This is a genomic window from Sphingomonas mali NBRC 15500, from assembly GCF_001598415.1.
Taxonomy (GTDB): domain Bacteria; phylum Pseudomonadota; class Alphaproteobacteria; order Sphingomonadales; family Sphingomonadaceae; genus Sphingomonas; species Sphingomonas mali.
The window spans coordinates 29,514-43,631 of sequence record NZ_BCYX01000023.1 but is presented as its reverse complement, the minus strand read 5'-3'; the positions used below and the strand labels follow the sequence as shown (position 1 = coordinate 43,631).

The following is a 14,118-nucleotide window of genomic DNA, read 5'->3' as shown; positions in this document are numbered from 1 at the left end:
GTGCGACGCCGTCCCCCGCGTTTAGGGTGTGGCGATGACCAGCTACGATGCCATCATCGTCGGCGCCGGCCAGGCGGGACCGCCATTAGCCGGACGGCTGACCGATGCCGGGATGCGGGTCGCGCTGATCGAGCGCAAGCTGATCGGCGGCACTTGCGTCAACACCGGCTGCATGCCGACCAAGACGCTGGTGGCGAGCGCCTATGCCGCGCATCTCGCGCGCCGCCGCGACCTGGGGATCATCATAGGCGATGTCGGCATCGACATGGCGGCAGTGGCGGCGCGCGCGCATCAGGTGACGATCAACGCCCGCACCAACAACGAGACTTGGCTGGCCGGCATGAAGCAACTGACGCTGCTGCGCGGCCATGCCCGATTCACCGGCCCGACCAGCATCGCGGTCGACGGGGTGGAGATCAGCGCACCGCGCATCTTCCTCAATGTCGGCGGGCGCGCGTCCGTGCCCGACATGCCCGGCGTCGGCGAGGTTCCCTATCTCGACAATACCGACATGGTCGCACTCGACGCGATTCCCCGCCATCTGGTCGTGGTCGGGGGCAGCTATATCGGCCTCGAATTCGCGCAGATGCACGCCCGGTTCGGCGCGACCGTCACCGTCGTCGAGCGCGCCGACCGCGTGGTGCCGCGCGAGGATCCGGAGATATCCGCCGCGATCCAGGCGATCCTGGAGGATGAGGGCATCGCCGTTCGGACCGGGGCCAATTGCATCGGGTTTCGCCCGCATCCGGACGGCGTCGCGGTATCGGTCGATTGCGCCAGCGGCGAGCCCGACGTCGTCGGCAGCCATGTGCTGCTCGCCGTCGGGCGGCGGCCGAATACCGACGACCTCGGGCTCGAGGCGGCTGGCGTCGCGGTCGACCAGCGCGGCTATATTACCGTCGACGACCGGCTCGCGACCAATGTCCCGGGCATCTGGGCGCTGGGCGACTGCAACGGGCGCGGCGCCTTCACTCACACTGCCTATAACGATTTCGAGATCGTCGCAGCCAACCTGCTCGACGGCGGCGACCGCAAGCTCAGCCAGCGCGTTCCCGGCTATGCGCTGTACATCGACCCGCCGCTCGGCCGCGCCGGCATGACCGAGACCGAAGCCCGCGCCAAAGGCAATGACGTGCTGGTTTCGACACGCCCGATGACGCGCGTCGGCCGCGCGGTCGAAAAGGGCGAGACCAAAGGCATGATGAAGGTCATCGCCGACCGCGCGACGCGCCGCATCCTGGGGGCGGCAATCCTGGGCACCGGCGGCGACGAGGCGATCCATGGCATCGTCGACGCTATGTCGGCGGACGAGCCGTTCGACACGTTGCGCTGGGCGGTGCCGGTGCATCCGACCGTGTCGGAACTCATCCCGACCTTGTTGCTGGGGCTGGAGTCGAAGGGCGACTAACCTAACGCTTTAGCCGTCATGCCGGACTTGTTCCGGCATCCAACGTGCAACAACGGCTGGAGTCCGTTGTGAAGAGTTGGACCCCGGCACAAGGCCGGGGTGACGATTCAGCTTGATCGCATTCAACTATATATGTGGCGGACGTCACTCGGCCTCGGATTGCCCCAAGCTTGCGAGCACGCTGCCCAGATCACCGCCAGCGCTTGCAAGGCGGTCGGCGGCATCCCGCGGGCTGAGGCCGCGAGCGATCAGCACTGCCCGCCTGAGATCCTTGTCCGCGAGATCGAGGGCGTCCGCGGCCCGGGCTTCGTCGATACCGGCCAGAGTCGCCACCATTCGCCGCGCGCGGTGGAAGAGCTTTTCGTTCGAAATCCGCATGTTCACCATCAGCCCGCGATGGACGAGCCCGCAGCGCAGCATGATCGCGGTCGACAGCATGTTGAGCGCGGCCTTTTGCGCGGTGCCCGCCTTCATCCGGGTGGATCCCGCGACGATCTCGGCGCCTGTATCGGCGACGATCGGGTGATCGGCGGCGGCCAGCAGCGGCGTGCCGGGATTGTTGGCGATGGCGATGGTCAAGGCGCCGCGTGCCCGTGCCGCCTCGAGCGCCGCGACGGCATAAGGCGTGCGGCCACTCGCCGCGACCGCGATCAGCACGTCGTCGGGGCCGACCTCCGCCGCCGCGACTTCGTCTCGCGCCACCTCGACATTGTCTTCGGCGCCCTCGACGCTGCGCATCAACGCGCCGGTGCCGCCGGCGACGAGGAAAACGAGCCGGTCCGACGGCCAATTGTAGGTCGGGGTGAGTTCGACACCGTCCTGCACCGCAAGTCGCCCCGAGGTCCCGGCGCCGGCATAGACCAGCCGCCCGCCTTTGTGCATGCGGGCAGCAGCCGCTTCGGCCGCGGCCGCGATCGCGCCGGTCTGGCCCTTGAGCGCGGCGATCGCGGCGAGTTGTCCCTCGAGCATCGTTTCCACCACCGATAGGGTCGGCCAGCGATCGACATCGGCGAAGCGGGGATCAACGGTTTCGGTCGGCATCGGGCCCTCAACGGCAAATAGAAGATGGGAATAGCGGCCCTGACTACCGGGACTGGCCGGGCGCGCAAAGCGTAGCCACTATAACCAGCGTGACAGCACCTATAACCGAGGCGACACTCCCGCCAGATTGAGGCTCGACACCGCCTTGCCCTTCCGCAATGCCATGCACATGCCAAGGACACGTCCAGTTCGAGCGGCAAGTAGCGAGGTTCCTACCCTTTTCGGGAAGCGGCCGCGTGGCTGAGATCTTCCTCGGCGTCGATGCCGGCGGCAGCCATTGCCGCGTCCGCGTGACCGATGCCGCTGGCCAAGTGCTCGGCAGTGCCGAAGGTGGTCCGGCGAACACGCGCATGGGACTCTATCCGCTCTACGACCGGCTGCTCAGCGTCACCGGCGAGGCGCTCGAGGCCGCGGGCATCCCCGAACGGCGCTGGAACGAGGTCGCCGCCGGCATGGGCATTGCCGGCATTCGCCGTCCCGGCATGTCGAAGGCGCTCGCCGCGCTCGATTTCCCGTTCGCCAGCATCTCGCTCGACAGCGACGCCGCGATCGCCAATCTCGGCGCGCATAACGGCGCAGACGGCGCGATCCTGGTGCTCGGCACCGGGTCGATCGGCTTCGCCCAGGTCAAGGGCGAGCGGTTCACCGTGGGCGGCTATGGCTTTCCGATCTCGGACGAAGGCAGTGGGGCCGCGCTCGGATTGAGCGCCGTGCGCCACGCGCTCCGCGCGATGGACGGGCGCACCAAGCGGACCCCGCTGTCCAAGGAAATCGCCGGAAAATTCAGGCACGACACTTTGCGCGCGATCGCCTGGATGGATCAGGCGGCGCCAGCCGACTATGCGGCCTTCGCCCCGCTGGTGATGAATTATGCCGAAGCGGGCGACGAAATCGCGCTGTCGATCGTCGAGGACGCGGTGCTCCATGTCGAACGCTTCATCGCGACGATCTTCGCGCGCGGCGCACCCCGTCTGGCGCTGGTCGGCGGATTGTCGGCGCGGCTGCGTCCCTGGCTCCGCGTCCGCACCGCCGAGCGCCTGGTCGAGCCGCTCGGCGATCCGGTGTCGGGCGCGCTTCTGCTGGCACGTGGGACAGTGAACGAATGAGAGGCTGGAACCGCAGCGCGACGCTTCGCGCATGGCTGGTCGTGGCGGCGGGACTGCTTGCGGTGCAGGGTCAATCCAGCCTCGCAACCGCCCCATCGACGCGCGTCGGGCGGCAGCTCGTCGTCGCGACCGCCGCGCAGGACACGCGCTTCGCGCCTGCCTTCGCCGAGGTCGACGCATGGGTCGCGAAAAAGGCTTTTCCCGGCGCAGTGCTCGCGGTGGGACAGCATGGCCGGCTGTTGGCGCTCAAGGCGTTCGGGCGGATCGACTCGTCGGCCAATGCGCCGCCGATGCCGGTCGACGCGATCTTCGATCTCGCCTCGCTCACCAAGGTGACCGGCACGACCACGGCGGCCGAGATCCTCTACGACCGTCATAAGCTCGACCTCGACGCACCGGTGGTGCGGTATCTCCCCGAATTCGGCGGCACGCCCGGGCACGACCGCATCACCGTGCGCAACCTGCTCAGCCATAGTTCGGGCCTGCAGTCGGCGGACGGGCTGTGGCGGAACGCCAAGGATCGGCAGGATCTCCTGCGCCTGATCTACGCCACGCCCACACTCACGCCGCCGGGGACCGTGTACGCCTATCGCGACACCAACATCATCCTGCTCGGGGAGATCGTGCGGCGCCTGTCCGGTCAGCCGCTCGATCGCTTTCTCGCGCGCGAAGTCTTCGGGCCGCTCGGCATGAAGGACACCGGCTTCCGCCCGTCGCGCACGCTCCTCCCGCGCATCGCACCGACCGAGCAGGACGACACGTTCCGCCATATGCTGGTGCGGGGCGTGGTCCATGACGAGAATTCCTACATGATGGGCGGGGTGGCCGGGCATGCCGGGCTGTTCTCGACCGCCCGCGACCTGTCGGCGCTCGCGCAACTCTATCTCAACCACGGCAGCTATCGCGGCAGGCGGCTGATCAAGGCGAGCACGATCGCCTTGTTCGAAACCCCGCAGAACCTGCCGCCCGGCAGCTCGCGCGCCTTGGGTTGGGACATGCCGACGCCCGGTGGCTTTGCCGGCCCGCTCGCCTCGCCGCATGCCATCATCCATACCGGCTTCACCGGCACGTCGATCTATATCGACCCCGATCGCGACGCGTTCATCATCCTGCTGACCAACCGGGTCAATCCGACCCGCAACAATGCGTTGATCGGTCAGGCGCGGCCGGCGATCCATACAGCGGTGCTGTCGGTGCTGGACGGGGCCGCCCCGAAGAAATGATCCGCGGAGTCGTCCTCCTGCTGATCGCGCTGGTCGCGGCGACGCCCGCCGCCGCGCGCGTCCGCACCGGGATCGATGTGCTCGAGGACCAGCGGTTCGCGCCTTTGCGTGAAATCGCCGCACGCCATGGCGGGCATTTGCGGCTCGGTGTGCTCGCCAACCCGGTGAGCCGGGATGGCCAGGGTCGCCGGACGATCGACGTGCTGCGCGACGGCGCGCGCGCCACGGTGCCGGGGCTCGAGGTCGTGCGGCTGTTCAGCGGCGAACACGGCATCGATGCCGCAACCGACGACACCAATATCGACGACAGGATCGACAAAACGAGCGGGCTGCCGATCGTCAGCCTGTACGGCAAGACCGATGCGGAGCGGCATCCCAACGCGCAGCAGCTTGCCGGGCTCGATGCGGTGGTGATCGACCTCCAGGATGTCGGCGTGCGTTACTGGACGTTCCAGACGCTGACCAAATATTTCCTCCAGGCGGCGGCCGCCAACAACATCGAGTTGATCGTGCTCGATCGGCCCAACCCGATCAACGGGATTGCGGTGCAGGGGCCGGTCTCGACACCCGGAATCGAGGATTACACCACGCCCTTTCCCGAGCCGATGCGTCCGGGCATGACGCTCGGCGAGCTGGCGCGGATGTTCAACGGCGAAGAGCGGATCGGCACGCGGCTGACCGTCATCCGCATGACCGGGTGGAAGCGCGGCGACTGGTATGACGACACCGGGCTCTTGTGGATCAACCCCTCTCCCAATCTGCGCAGCGTGAGCCAGGCGACCGCTTATGCCGGCACCGCGCTGCTCGAAGGGACCAACGTCAATATCAAGGGACCGGGCGACGCTCCGTTCCTCCGCTTCGGCGCGCCATGGATCAAGGGCACCGAGCTTGCCGGCTATCTCAACGCACGCGCGATTGCGGGCGTGAGCTTCCTGCCGGTGAGTTATGTGGCGGCGACCGACAAACTCTATCCGTTCGCCGGGCAGCGCGTCGAAGGAGTCGAAATCCTTCTCCAAGATCGCACTGGCGTCGACGCGCCGGCGCTGGGCGTGGAGATCGTCGCTGCCTTGTGGAGGCTGTACGGCACGGCGTTCGAGATCGACCGCGTCGATCGCCTGCTACGCAATCGCGCAGTGTTCGACCAGATCAAGTCCGGCAAGGATCCGCGCACGATCGCCGCGAGCTGGCAGGCCGACCTCAACCGTTTCAAGACGCGCCGCGCGCGCTATTTGCTCTACTGAGATGGCCGCGTCGCTGCCATTCGGCCTGCTCGATTGGGTCGTGATCCTCTTCTACCTGGCGCTGCTGGTGGTCGGCGGCTGGTGGTTCACGCCACGGCATACCGGCACCGCGAAGGAGTATTTTCTCGCCGGCGGCACTGTGCCGGCCTGGCTCGCCGCGATCTCCGTCCTGTCGGCGACCCAGTCCGCTGCGACGTTCCTGGGCGGGCCCGATTTCGGCTATCATGGCGACTTCACCTATCTCGGCACCAATCTCGGCGGCCTGATCGGCGCGATCTTCGTGGCGCGGGTGCTGATCCCGCGTTTCTATGCCGCGCGGGTCACCACCGTCTATGAGCTGCTGACCCTGCGCTACGGCATGCTGGCGACGCGCTGTACGGGTGCGATGTTCCTGGTCGGGCGCGTGCTGGCCAATGGTGCGCGTCTCTATCTCGCGGCGATCGCCGTCGCGATGGTGATGACCTCGACGGTCAGCGCACAGGGCATCGTGATCGCGGCGACCGTGCTAGTCGTCGCCAGCTTTCTGTCGACCTTCGTCGGCGGATTGCGCTCGGTATTGTGGATCGATCTGTTCCAGTTCGTGATCTTCCTGGGCTCGGCGATCGCGGTGCTGGTGTTCCTGCGCCTGTCGATTCCGGCGACCAATGCGGAGATCATCCAGGGCCTGGCGCGCGCGCCGGGGAACGTCGACAAGCTCCGCCTGTTCGACTTTTCGTCCGACCTGTCCAAGCCCTTCTCGCTGCTGGCGATCGTCACCGGAATCGCGCTTCTCTACGTTGCCTCGTCGGGCCTCGATCAGGACACGACGCAGCGGCTGCTGGCCTGCCGCGATGCGAAGACCGGCGCGCGCAGCCTCTATTGGTCGGTATTCGCGACGGTGCCGGTGGTGGCGATCTTCATCACCATCGGGCTGCTGCTTCACGTCTTCTACGATCGCGCCGAGCTAATGGGCGGCGCCACTGCGATCGCCGGCCAAGCCTTCGACGGCGAGAAGATCAGCATCTTCATGCACTATATCCTGACGCAATTGCCGTCGGGGCTACGCGGGCTGGTCACGGCAGGGATCGTCGCGGCCGCCGTCGCCACGACCAATTCCGCGCTCAACGCCATGTCGTCGGTGCTGATCCAGGATTTCTACCGCCCCTGGCGCGAGCGGCGAAGCGCAGCCGAGGAATATCATTACGTACAGGCGGGTCGCGCCGGGATGGGCGTGATCGGCGTGGCGATGCTCGGCGTGGCGGTGCTGTCTTTCTATTGGCAGCATTATGCCAAGCTCGGCCTGCTCGAATTCGCGCTGCAGGTGATGGTGTTCGCTTATGCCGGGCTGCTCGGCGTCTATTTCGCCGCGGTGCTGACACCGCGCGGGAACAGCGCATCGGTGATCGCGTCGCTGATTGCCGGTTTCGTCACCGTCCTGCTGCTCCAGCCGGGAATCGCGGCCACGATCGGGCTGCCGGCGGCATTGTGCCACCTCGCCTTTCCCTTCCAGCTCTGCATCGGGACAGCCATCGCCTTCCTGATCGCCATCGCGCCTCGCGGCACGCGAAATCCGGAAAGCGCCGCCGAGGCGATGGCGGGCGGCTGATCGCGGACCGGCAGTCCGACCGAGCCTCCAACCTTACCGCGCCTCGAGCACCATGTTGAACGGCCCCTCGGCGGCGCGTCGCACCGACTCGAACCCGCCTTGCCTGATCACCTCGGTCAGCTTCGCCTCGCCGGCCTGCGCGCCCAGCCCCTCACCGACTTCCTGATCGAGCGAGGTCGGCACGCAGATCATCGTCGAGGCATTGTAATAGAGCCGGCCGACGGGGTTCATATTCTGCGCGGGCGCGTCACCGGCGATCGGCTCGACGATCATCCAGCTGCCGCCCGGCGTGAGAATTTCGCGCATATGCTGGGCACAGCCCCGCGGGTCGCCCATGTCGTGCAGGCAATCGTACATCGTGATCAGGTCGAAGCCCTGCTCGGCGATGTGCTTCGCGGTCGCCACTTCGAACCGCACGCGATCACCCAGCCCGTGTTCGCTGGCGTGGCGCCGCGCCTCGTCGATCGACGGCTCGTGGAAATCGTATCCGACGAAGCTGCTCTCGGGATAGGCCTCAGCCATCAACAGCGTCGAAAACCCGACACCGCACCCGACATCGGCGACCCGTGCGCCGGCGTGCAGCTTCGCTTCCACTCCGTCGAGCGCCGGAAGCCATGCCTGCACGATGTTGTTGACATAGCCCGGACGGAAAAAGGCGCCCGTCGCGCAGAACAGGCACCCGGCATGGTCGCCCCAGCGCACGCCCTTGCCGTGGCGAAAGCATTCCTCGACCTTGGGTTCCGCCTCGATCATCGCGGCGACCAGCTCGAACGCGCCGGCGAGATAGACCGGGCTGTCGCGGTGGTGGAACACCATCGCCTGTTCGGGTGACAGGCTGAATTGCTCGCTGGCCGGATCGTAATCGACATAGCCGTTGGCGGCCTGCGCCAATGCCCATTCGCGGACGTAACGCTCGTGCAGCCCGCCCGCGCGGCGCGCCAGGTCGGCTGCGGTCGCCGGAGCGTCGGCAAGAGCGTCGAACAACCCCAGGCGAAGGCCCAGGCGGACCGTGGGCACGCTCATCGCGCCGCCCAGATCGCCCAGCATCTTCCCGACAAAGGCGTGAAACTTCGCGTCGTCGATAGCCGCGGCCATGGCATGTCTCCCCATGCGTGATGCGCCCGACGCTCCATCTTGCGTGGAGTAACAGCGATCATATCACAGGGCCGACCCGGCCGCGAATCGAGCGTCGGTTGGCATCTCACCGCTCAGCGACTTCCCTCGAAATGCGCCTTCATCATCGCCAATCCGTGCGCCATCGCCGGCGACACTTGTTCAGCCAGCGCGTCGGGCAGGAGGTCGGCGGTCCAGGTGACATGCGTTCCATCGGTCGCAGCAGCGACGGTCAGGACACCGTTGTGATGCTCGAACGCCTTGATCGTCCAGACGAGGCGACGCCTGGCATCGTCGATCGAGACGATCGTCTCGTCGAAGACCTGCCCGTTGACGAAGGTGACCCGGCGGACGGGAGCGCCCTCGCCCGCCAGCATCTCGGTGGCGGTGACGAAACCCGGGACTAGGCGGTCGTGCAGCCGGCCGACGTCGCGGGCGGCGCTCCACACCGCATCGGGATCCGCCGCGATGAAGGTCTGGTGGTGAATCGAGGCCATGACATTCTCTCCGATCGTTAGATCGCCGTCGGATATCCCCATCGCCGCAATCCGGCTGGCAGGATTCGGACGCGGTCAACGGGATTGGGCGACAGGGGCCGCGCGACCATTTATAGTTGAATGGTGATGACACAGGCCGCCGATCTGCCAGCCGAACTCGATTTCGATTTCTGCGAGCGCGTGCGATATGCGCGCGATCCCGCATTCGACGGCACGATCTTCATCGCCGTCACCTCGACCCGGATCTATTGCCGGCCGGTCTGTCCGGTGCGCCAACCCAAGTCAGGCAACGTCCGATATTTCCCCAGCGCCGCCGCGGCGGAGGCCTCCGGTTTCCGGCCATGCCTGCGCTGCCGACCGGAAACCGCGCAGCATTCGCCGGCCTGGCGCGGCGCGCGCGCCACGGTCGATCGCGCGCTCCGGCTGATCGAACAGGGGGCGCTCGATCAGGCCGGCGTCGAGGCACTGGCCGAGCGGCTGGGCATCGGCGGACGCCATTTGTCGCGGCTGTTCCGGCGCTATCTCGACACGACGCCGCTCGCGGCGGCGCGCACGGCGAGGATTCAGCGCGCCAAACGGCTGATCGACGGCACCGACCTCGGCATGACCGAGATCGCACTCGCCTCTGGGTTCGGCAGCGTGCGATCGTTCAACGCCGCGTTCCAACAGGTCTATCGCCGCCCGCCGACCGCGATCAGACGGCGCGCGGCGCAATAGGGTCTGAGCGAGCGGAGTTGAACCTGCACCTCCCCGGCGAAGGCCGGGGCCCAGTCGCGATACACCCACGGCAGTCGGGCACCATCTCCACCTCGTCGAACCTGGGCCCCGGCCTTCGCCGGGGAGGGATTCAGATCAAATGGATCGAACTCCAAACACAGCGGCGGTTCGGCGATGCACGTCAGGCGGTGCCCATCACCTGCACCGCGAAGCGCTCCATTTCCTCTGCCTGCGGGCTCATCTGAAGCAATAGCAGGTCGAGACCCGCGGCCTCATACTCCGCGATCCGTTCCTTGAGCTGTTCGGGCGTACCGACCAGATTGGGGCGCAGGCCGCGGTTGGACACCGAATATTCCTGGATCTTGAGCTCGCGTTCGAGCTGGGTGCCCGACAGCCATTGGTCGAAATTGGCATAGCCCGCAGGCAGGTCGCTGACCGTGGTGATGCGGTCGAGCTCGCGCTTGGCCTCGGCCTCGCTGTCGCGGACGATGGCATAGGCGGCCATGCCGTAGTGCATCGGCGCGCCACCCGCCGCCTCGCGCCGCGCCGCCATGTCGGCGATCTTGGGCGCGATCGCCTCGGCCGGATCGCCATGCATGACGTACGCGTCGCATTGCGCCGCGATCATCGTCTTGGCCTTTTCGCTCTCGCCGCCGGCATAGACGGTCGGCCGCTTGGCCGGCTTGGGCGAACAGATCGCGTCCTCGGTCTTGTAGAATTGGCCGTCGAAGCTGAAGCGCTCCTCGGTCCAGAGGCCATCGACCACTTTCAGCCATTCCTCGGTCCGCGCGTAGCGGTCGTCATGCTGGTCGAATTGCAGGCCATATTGCCGCGCCTCGTCCGCCCACCAGGACGAGACGACGTTGAGCGCGAGGCGGCCGTTCGAGATACGGTCGATATTCGCCGCCGCTTTCGCGAACAGCGCCGGGTGGTGAAAGTTTGGGCGAACCGCGACCATCAGCTCGATCCTGTCGGTCACCGCCGCCAGCGCCGCCGCGGTCGACCAGGCATCGAGCGCGGGCTGTTCGACGCCCTTGATGTCGTTGAGGTTGAGCTCGGCAATCAGCGACAGGTCATAGCCCCATTGCTCGGAGCGTTGCGTCAGCCGCTTCACATAGTCCCAGCTCGCTTGCATCCCTTCGTCGGGCACATTCCTGAGCCAGCCGCCGAACACGGGCATCCAGTAACCGTAGCGCATCAGGATTTGGCCTCCGCGATGAGGGTGTCGAGCCAGTCGATCAGCTTTTCGTGTGGGTCCCAGCCGAGCACGTTCAGCGGCTGGGCGACGAAATTGGACAAAGCGTTGATGTCGTAGAAGCGCGGCGTGCCGTCGCGGTCGTCGATCATCACCTCGATCCCACCGACGTCGAGGTTCATCGCGTCGGCGATCTTTTCGACCGCGGCGATCAGCTTGGGCTCCGGCTCGACCGCCTTCATGCTGATGTTCGAATCCGCGACGCAGGCATCCGCCGGGCAGAGGTCGAACGCGCCGCCGCCGGCGATCTCGATCGCGTATAGGTAGTTGCGGTTCAGCGTCTCGATCCGCGTGATCGTGCCGCCGCGCGCCGGGACGTAATCCTGGACCAGCAGCACGCCGTCGACGCTTCCCGGCAATTCCTTCTCGGCCACTGCCCAGCGCAGTTCGGCCATATTGTCGAAGCGCATGATGCCGGCGCCCGACCCACCGATATTGGCCTTCACCACCAGCGGGAACGCCAAGGTGGCCGCGGCCGCCTCGATATCGGCAGCGCGGTGGACGACACGCGTTTCGGGAATCCCCAAGCCCAGGCTGGCGATCAGCGCGAGCTGGCGCGCCTTGGACGCGTCGATCGCCATCACGTCGGCACCATTGACCACGCGCGCGCCCGAGCGCCGCCAATGATCGAGCAGCGCCATGGTGTGGAAGATCGGGTGTTCGTCGGCGCGCAGGAAGCTCGACATTGCGATGCGGTTGAGCACCACCGGCGCGGGAATCGCTGCGTCGGCCGGGTTCCAATGGCCGTCGGGGCCGAACGACGTGTAGGAAACACCGCGACGGTCGAGTGCCGCGAACAGTGGGGCGAACCATAGGGGATGCTCGTAGAGAATCGCGAGATCGGTCATTCCGTGCCCTTAGCCCCCGTATCAGGCGCACCACCAGTGGCTAAAGATTGCGCTCTCCCCAATCGTCATCCCCGCGAAAGCGGGGACCCAACTCCCGCCCGTCACGCTTGGCGGTGGCGCCGGAGATGGGCCCCCGCTTTCGCGGGGGTGACGGGATGAGGAGACACACGCTTTCCTCTCCATCGATACTCCACTACAGGCCCCCAGATCATGCTCAATCTGACCGACATCACGGTCCGCCTCGGCGGGCGGACCATCATCGACGGCGCGACTGCCAAGCTGCCGCCGCGCAGCCGCGTCGGCCTGATCGGCCGCAATGGCGCGGGCAAGACGACGCTCGTGCGCGTGATCGCCGGGATGCTCGAGCCCGATACCGGGTCGGTCGACATGCCGCGCGGCAGCCGGCTCGGTTATATCGCGCAGGACGCCCCTTCGGGGCAGTCGACCCCGTTCGAAACCGTGCTCGCCGCCGACATCGAGCGCGCCGCGCTGATGCACGAGGCGGAAACGAGCCACGACCCCGACCGGTTGGGCGAGATCCATGAGCGGCTGAACGCGATCGACGCGCATACCGCGCCGTCGCGGGCCGCGCGCATCCTGGTCGGCCTCGGGTTCGACGAAGAAGCGCAGCATCGCCCGCTCGACAGCTTCTCGGGCGGCTGGCGGATGCGCGTCGCGCTCGCCAGTCTGCTGTTCTCGCAGCCCGATCTGCTGCTGCTCGACGAGCCGTCGAACCACCTCGATCTCGAAGCGGTGCTGTGGCTCGAGGATTTCCTCAAATCCTATCCGGCGACGATCGTGCTGGTCAGCCACGAGCGCGATTTCCTCAACAACGTCGTCGATCACATCCTCCATCTCGAGCGCGGCAAGACCTGGCTCTATCCGGGCGGCTATGACGCGTTCGAGCGCCAGCGGGCCGAGCGGCAGGCGCAGGCCGCCTCGGCGCGCGCCAAGCAGCAGGCCGAGCGCGAGAAGCTGCAGGACTATATCGCGCGCAATTCCGCCCGCGCGTCGACCGCCAAGCAGGCGCAGAGCCGCGCCAAGGCGCTCGCGCGGATGCAGCCGATCGCCGAGATCGTCGATGATCCCTCGCTCAGCTTCGACTTCCCCAATCCCGGCGAATTGCGCCCGCCGCTGATCACGCTCGACATGGCGGCGGTCGGTTATGGCGAGACGCCGGTGCTCAAGAAGCTCAACCTGCGGCTCGATCCCGACGACCGCATCGCCTTGCTCGGCCGCAACGGCAACGGCAAGACCACGCTCGCGCGCCTGCTCGCCGCGCAACTCGCGCCGATGGAAGGCGCGATGACCGCGACCGGCAAGATGAAGGTCGGGTATTTCACCCAGTATCAGGTCGAGGAACTCGATAGCGGCGACACCCCGCTCCAGCACATGACGCGAGTCATGAAGGGTGCGACGCCGGGCGCCGTGCGCGGGCAGCTCGGCCGGTTCGGCTTTTCGGGCGATAAGGCGACGACGATGGTCGGCAAATTGTCCGGCGGCGAGCGCGCGCGACTGGCGCTGGCGCTGATCACGCGCGAGGCGCCGCATCTGCTGATCCTCGACGAACCGACCAACCACTTGGACGTCGATGCGCGCGAGGCTTTGGTTCAGGCGCTCAACGCCTATTCGGGTGCGGTGGTGATCGTCAGCCACGACCGCCACATGCTCGAGATGAGCGCCGACCGGCTGGTGCTGGTCGACAACGGCACCGCGTCGGATTTCGACGGCAGCCTGGACGATTATATCGCCTTCGTGCTGGCCAAGGACGCCGGGAGCGAAGGATCGTCCGAGGCCAAGATCAGCCGCAAGGACGCCCGACGTGCCGCCGCGGAGGCGCGCGAGCAGAGCCAGGAGCTGCGCAAGGCGGCCAAGGCGGCCGAGGCCGAGCTGGCGAGGCTGACCGAGCAACGCAGCGTGATCGATCGCGCGATGTTCGATCCTTCCAGCGCCGCGCCGGATCTCGCCAAGCTGACGATGACCGATCTGATGAAGCGGCGTGCCGAGGTCGAGGCGAAGATCGAGGCGGCTGAGGCGGTCTGGCTGGAGGCGAGCGAGAAATTGGAGCAGGTCGCGGCGTAAAC

The 14,118-nt window shown here is 66.9% G+C and carries 12 protein-coding genes; 7 read left to right on the top strand and 5 right to left on the bottom strand.

Annotation, left to right across the window (positions count from 1 at the left end; all coding sequences use genetic code 11):
* Positions 1–34 precede the first annotated feature (34 nt).
* Positions 35–1,408 (top strand): FAD-containing oxidoreductase, encoded by a 1,374-nt coding sequence (locus SMA01S_RS16110; protein ID WP_174543160.1) that lies wholly within the window; start codon positions 35–37, stop codon positions 1,406–1,408.
* Between the two features lie 144 nt (positions 1,409–1,552).
* Here SMA01S_RS16110 and SMA01S_RS16105 read toward each other — a convergent pair whose 3' ends face one another.
* Entirely contained in the window at positions 1,553–2,449 is an 897-nt protein-coding gene (locus tag SMA01S_RS16105; RefSeq protein ID WP_066824593.1) for an N-acetylmuramic acid 6-phosphate etherase, read from the bottom strand.
* Positions 2,450–2,685: 236 nt separating this feature from the next.
* Between SMA01S_RS16105 and SMA01S_RS16100 the strand changes: the two genes are divergently transcribed.
* From SMA01S_RS16100 to SMA01S_RS16085, 4 genes are read left to right on the top strand one after another with little or no spacing between them, the layout of a single operon-like run.
* A complete protein-coding gene (locus SMA01S_RS16100; RefSeq protein WP_066824591.1) occupies positions 2,686–3,555 on the top strand; it encodes a glucosamine kinase nucleotide-binding domain-containing protein in 870 nt (289 codons plus the stop codon).
* Positions 3,552–4,778: a serine hydrolase domain-containing protein gene (locus SMA01S_RS16095; protein WP_084250362.1), complete on the top strand. Its 1,227-nt coding sequence runs from the start codon at positions 3,552–3,554 to the stop codon at positions 4,776–4,778. The genes SMA01S_RS16100 and SMA01S_RS16095 overlap by 4 nt, the downstream gene beginning before the upstream one ends.
* Complete coding sequence (locus tag SMA01S_RS16090) at positions 4,775–6,019, top strand: exo-beta-N-acetylmuramidase NamZ family protein (protein ID WP_066824589.1); 1,245 nt, start codon at positions 4,775–4,777, stop codon at positions 6,017–6,019. The genes SMA01S_RS16095 and SMA01S_RS16090 overlap by 4 nt, the downstream gene beginning before the upstream one ends.
* A 1-nt stretch (position 6,020) precedes the next feature.
* A complete protein-coding gene (locus SMA01S_RS16085) occupies positions 6,021–7,604 on the top strand; it encodes a sodium:solute symporter (RefSeq protein WP_066824586.1) in 1,584 nt (527 codons plus the stop codon).
* A gap of 33 nt (positions 7,605–7,637) precedes the next feature.
* On the opposite strand, the gene SMA01S_RS16080 is transcribed toward SMA01S_RS16085, so the two are convergent.
* Both SMA01S_RS16080 and SMA01S_RS16075 read right to left on the bottom strand, forming a co-directional pair.
* Positions 7,638–8,699, bottom strand: coding sequence for a class I SAM-dependent methyltransferase (locus SMA01S_RS16080; RefSeq protein WP_066824584.1), 1,062 nt, complete (start codon positions 8,697–8,699; stop codon positions 7,638–7,640).
* Positions 8,700–8,812: 113 nt separating this feature from the next.
* A complete protein-coding gene (locus SMA01S_RS16075; RefSeq protein WP_084250371.1) occupies positions 8,813–9,214 on the bottom strand; it encodes an SRPBCC family protein in 402 nt (133 codons plus the stop codon).
* A gap of 126 nt (positions 9,215–9,340) precedes the next feature.
* On the opposite strand from SMA01S_RS16075, the gene SMA01S_RS16070 reads away from it, so the two are divergent.
* Complete coding sequence (locus SMA01S_RS16070; protein WP_157093988.1) at positions 9,341–9,931, top strand: bifunctional transcriptional activator/DNA repair enzyme AdaA; 591 nt, start codon at positions 9,341–9,343, stop codon at positions 9,929–9,931.
* Between the two features lie 181 nt (positions 9,932–10,112).
* Here the strand turns inward: SMA01S_RS16070 and SMA01S_RS16065 are convergent, their stop codons facing one another.
* Positions 10,113–11,129 (bottom strand): LLM class flavin-dependent oxidoreductase, encoded by a 1,017-nt coding sequence (locus SMA01S_RS16065; protein WP_066824579.1) that lies wholly within the window; start codon positions 11,127–11,129, stop codon positions 10,113–10,115.
* On the bottom strand, positions 11,129–12,034 hold the full coding sequence (locus SMA01S_RS16060; protein WP_066824577.1) for an ATP-grasp domain-containing protein: 906 nt from the start codon (positions 12,032–12,034) through the stop codon (positions 11,129–11,131). Before SMA01S_RS16060 ends, SMA01S_RS16065 begins: the two co-directional genes overlap by 1 nt.
* Positions 12,035–12,244: 210 nt before the next feature.
* On the opposite strand from SMA01S_RS16060, the gene SMA01S_RS16055 reads away from it, so the two are divergent.
* Positions 12,245–14,116, top strand: coding sequence for an ABC-F family ATP-binding cassette domain-containing protein (locus tag SMA01S_RS16055; protein WP_066824575.1), 1,872 nt, complete (start codon positions 12,245–12,247; stop codon positions 14,114–14,116).
* Positions 14,117–14,118 lie beyond the last annotated feature (2 nt).

Excerpts from the sequence above, each read along its gene's own strand:
- SMA01S_RS16110 (WP_174543160.1), top strand. The coding sequence starts at position 35 with ATGACCAGCTACGATGCCATCATCGTCGGCGCCGGCCAGGCGGGACCG.
- SMA01S_RS16105 (WP_066824593.1), bottom strand. The coding sequence starts at position 2,449 with ATGCCGACCGAAACCGTTGATCCCCGCTTCGCCGATGTCGATCGCTGG.
- SMA01S_RS16095 (WP_084250362.1), top strand. The coding sequence starts at position 3,552 with ATGAGAGGCTGGAACCGCAGCGCGACGCTTCGCGCATGGCTGGTCGTG.
- SMA01S_RS16090 (WP_066824589.1), top strand. The coding sequence starts at position 4,775 with ATGATCCGCGGAGTCGTCCTCCTGCTGATCGCGCTGGTCGCGGCGACG.
- SMA01S_RS16085 (WP_066824586.1), top strand. The coding sequence starts at position 6,021 with ATGGCCGCGTCGCTGCCATTCGGCCTGCTCGATTGGGTCGTGATCCTC.
- SMA01S_RS16080 (WP_066824584.1), bottom strand. The coding sequence starts at position 8,699 with ATGGCCGCGGCTATCGACGACGCGAAGTTTCACGCCTTTGTCGGGAAG.
- SMA01S_RS16075 (WP_084250371.1), bottom strand. The coding sequence starts at position 9,214 with ATGGCCTCGATTCACCACCAGACCTTCATCGCGGCGGATCCCGATGCG.
- SMA01S_RS16070 (WP_157093988.1), top strand. The coding sequence starts at position 9,341 with ATGACACAGGCCGCCGATCTGCCAGCCGAACTCGATTTCGATTTCTGC.
- SMA01S_RS16065 (WP_066824579.1), bottom strand. The coding sequence starts at position 11,129 with ATGCGCTACGGTTACTGGATGCCCGTGTTCGGCGGCTGGCTCAGGAAT.
- SMA01S_RS16060 (WP_066824577.1), bottom strand. The coding sequence starts at position 12,034 with ATGACCGATCTCGCGATTCTCTACGAGCATCCCCTATGGTTCGCCCCA.
- SMA01S_RS16055 (WP_066824575.1), top strand. The coding sequence starts at position 12,245 with ATGCTCAATCTGACCGACATCACGGTCCGCCTCGGCGGGCGGACCATC.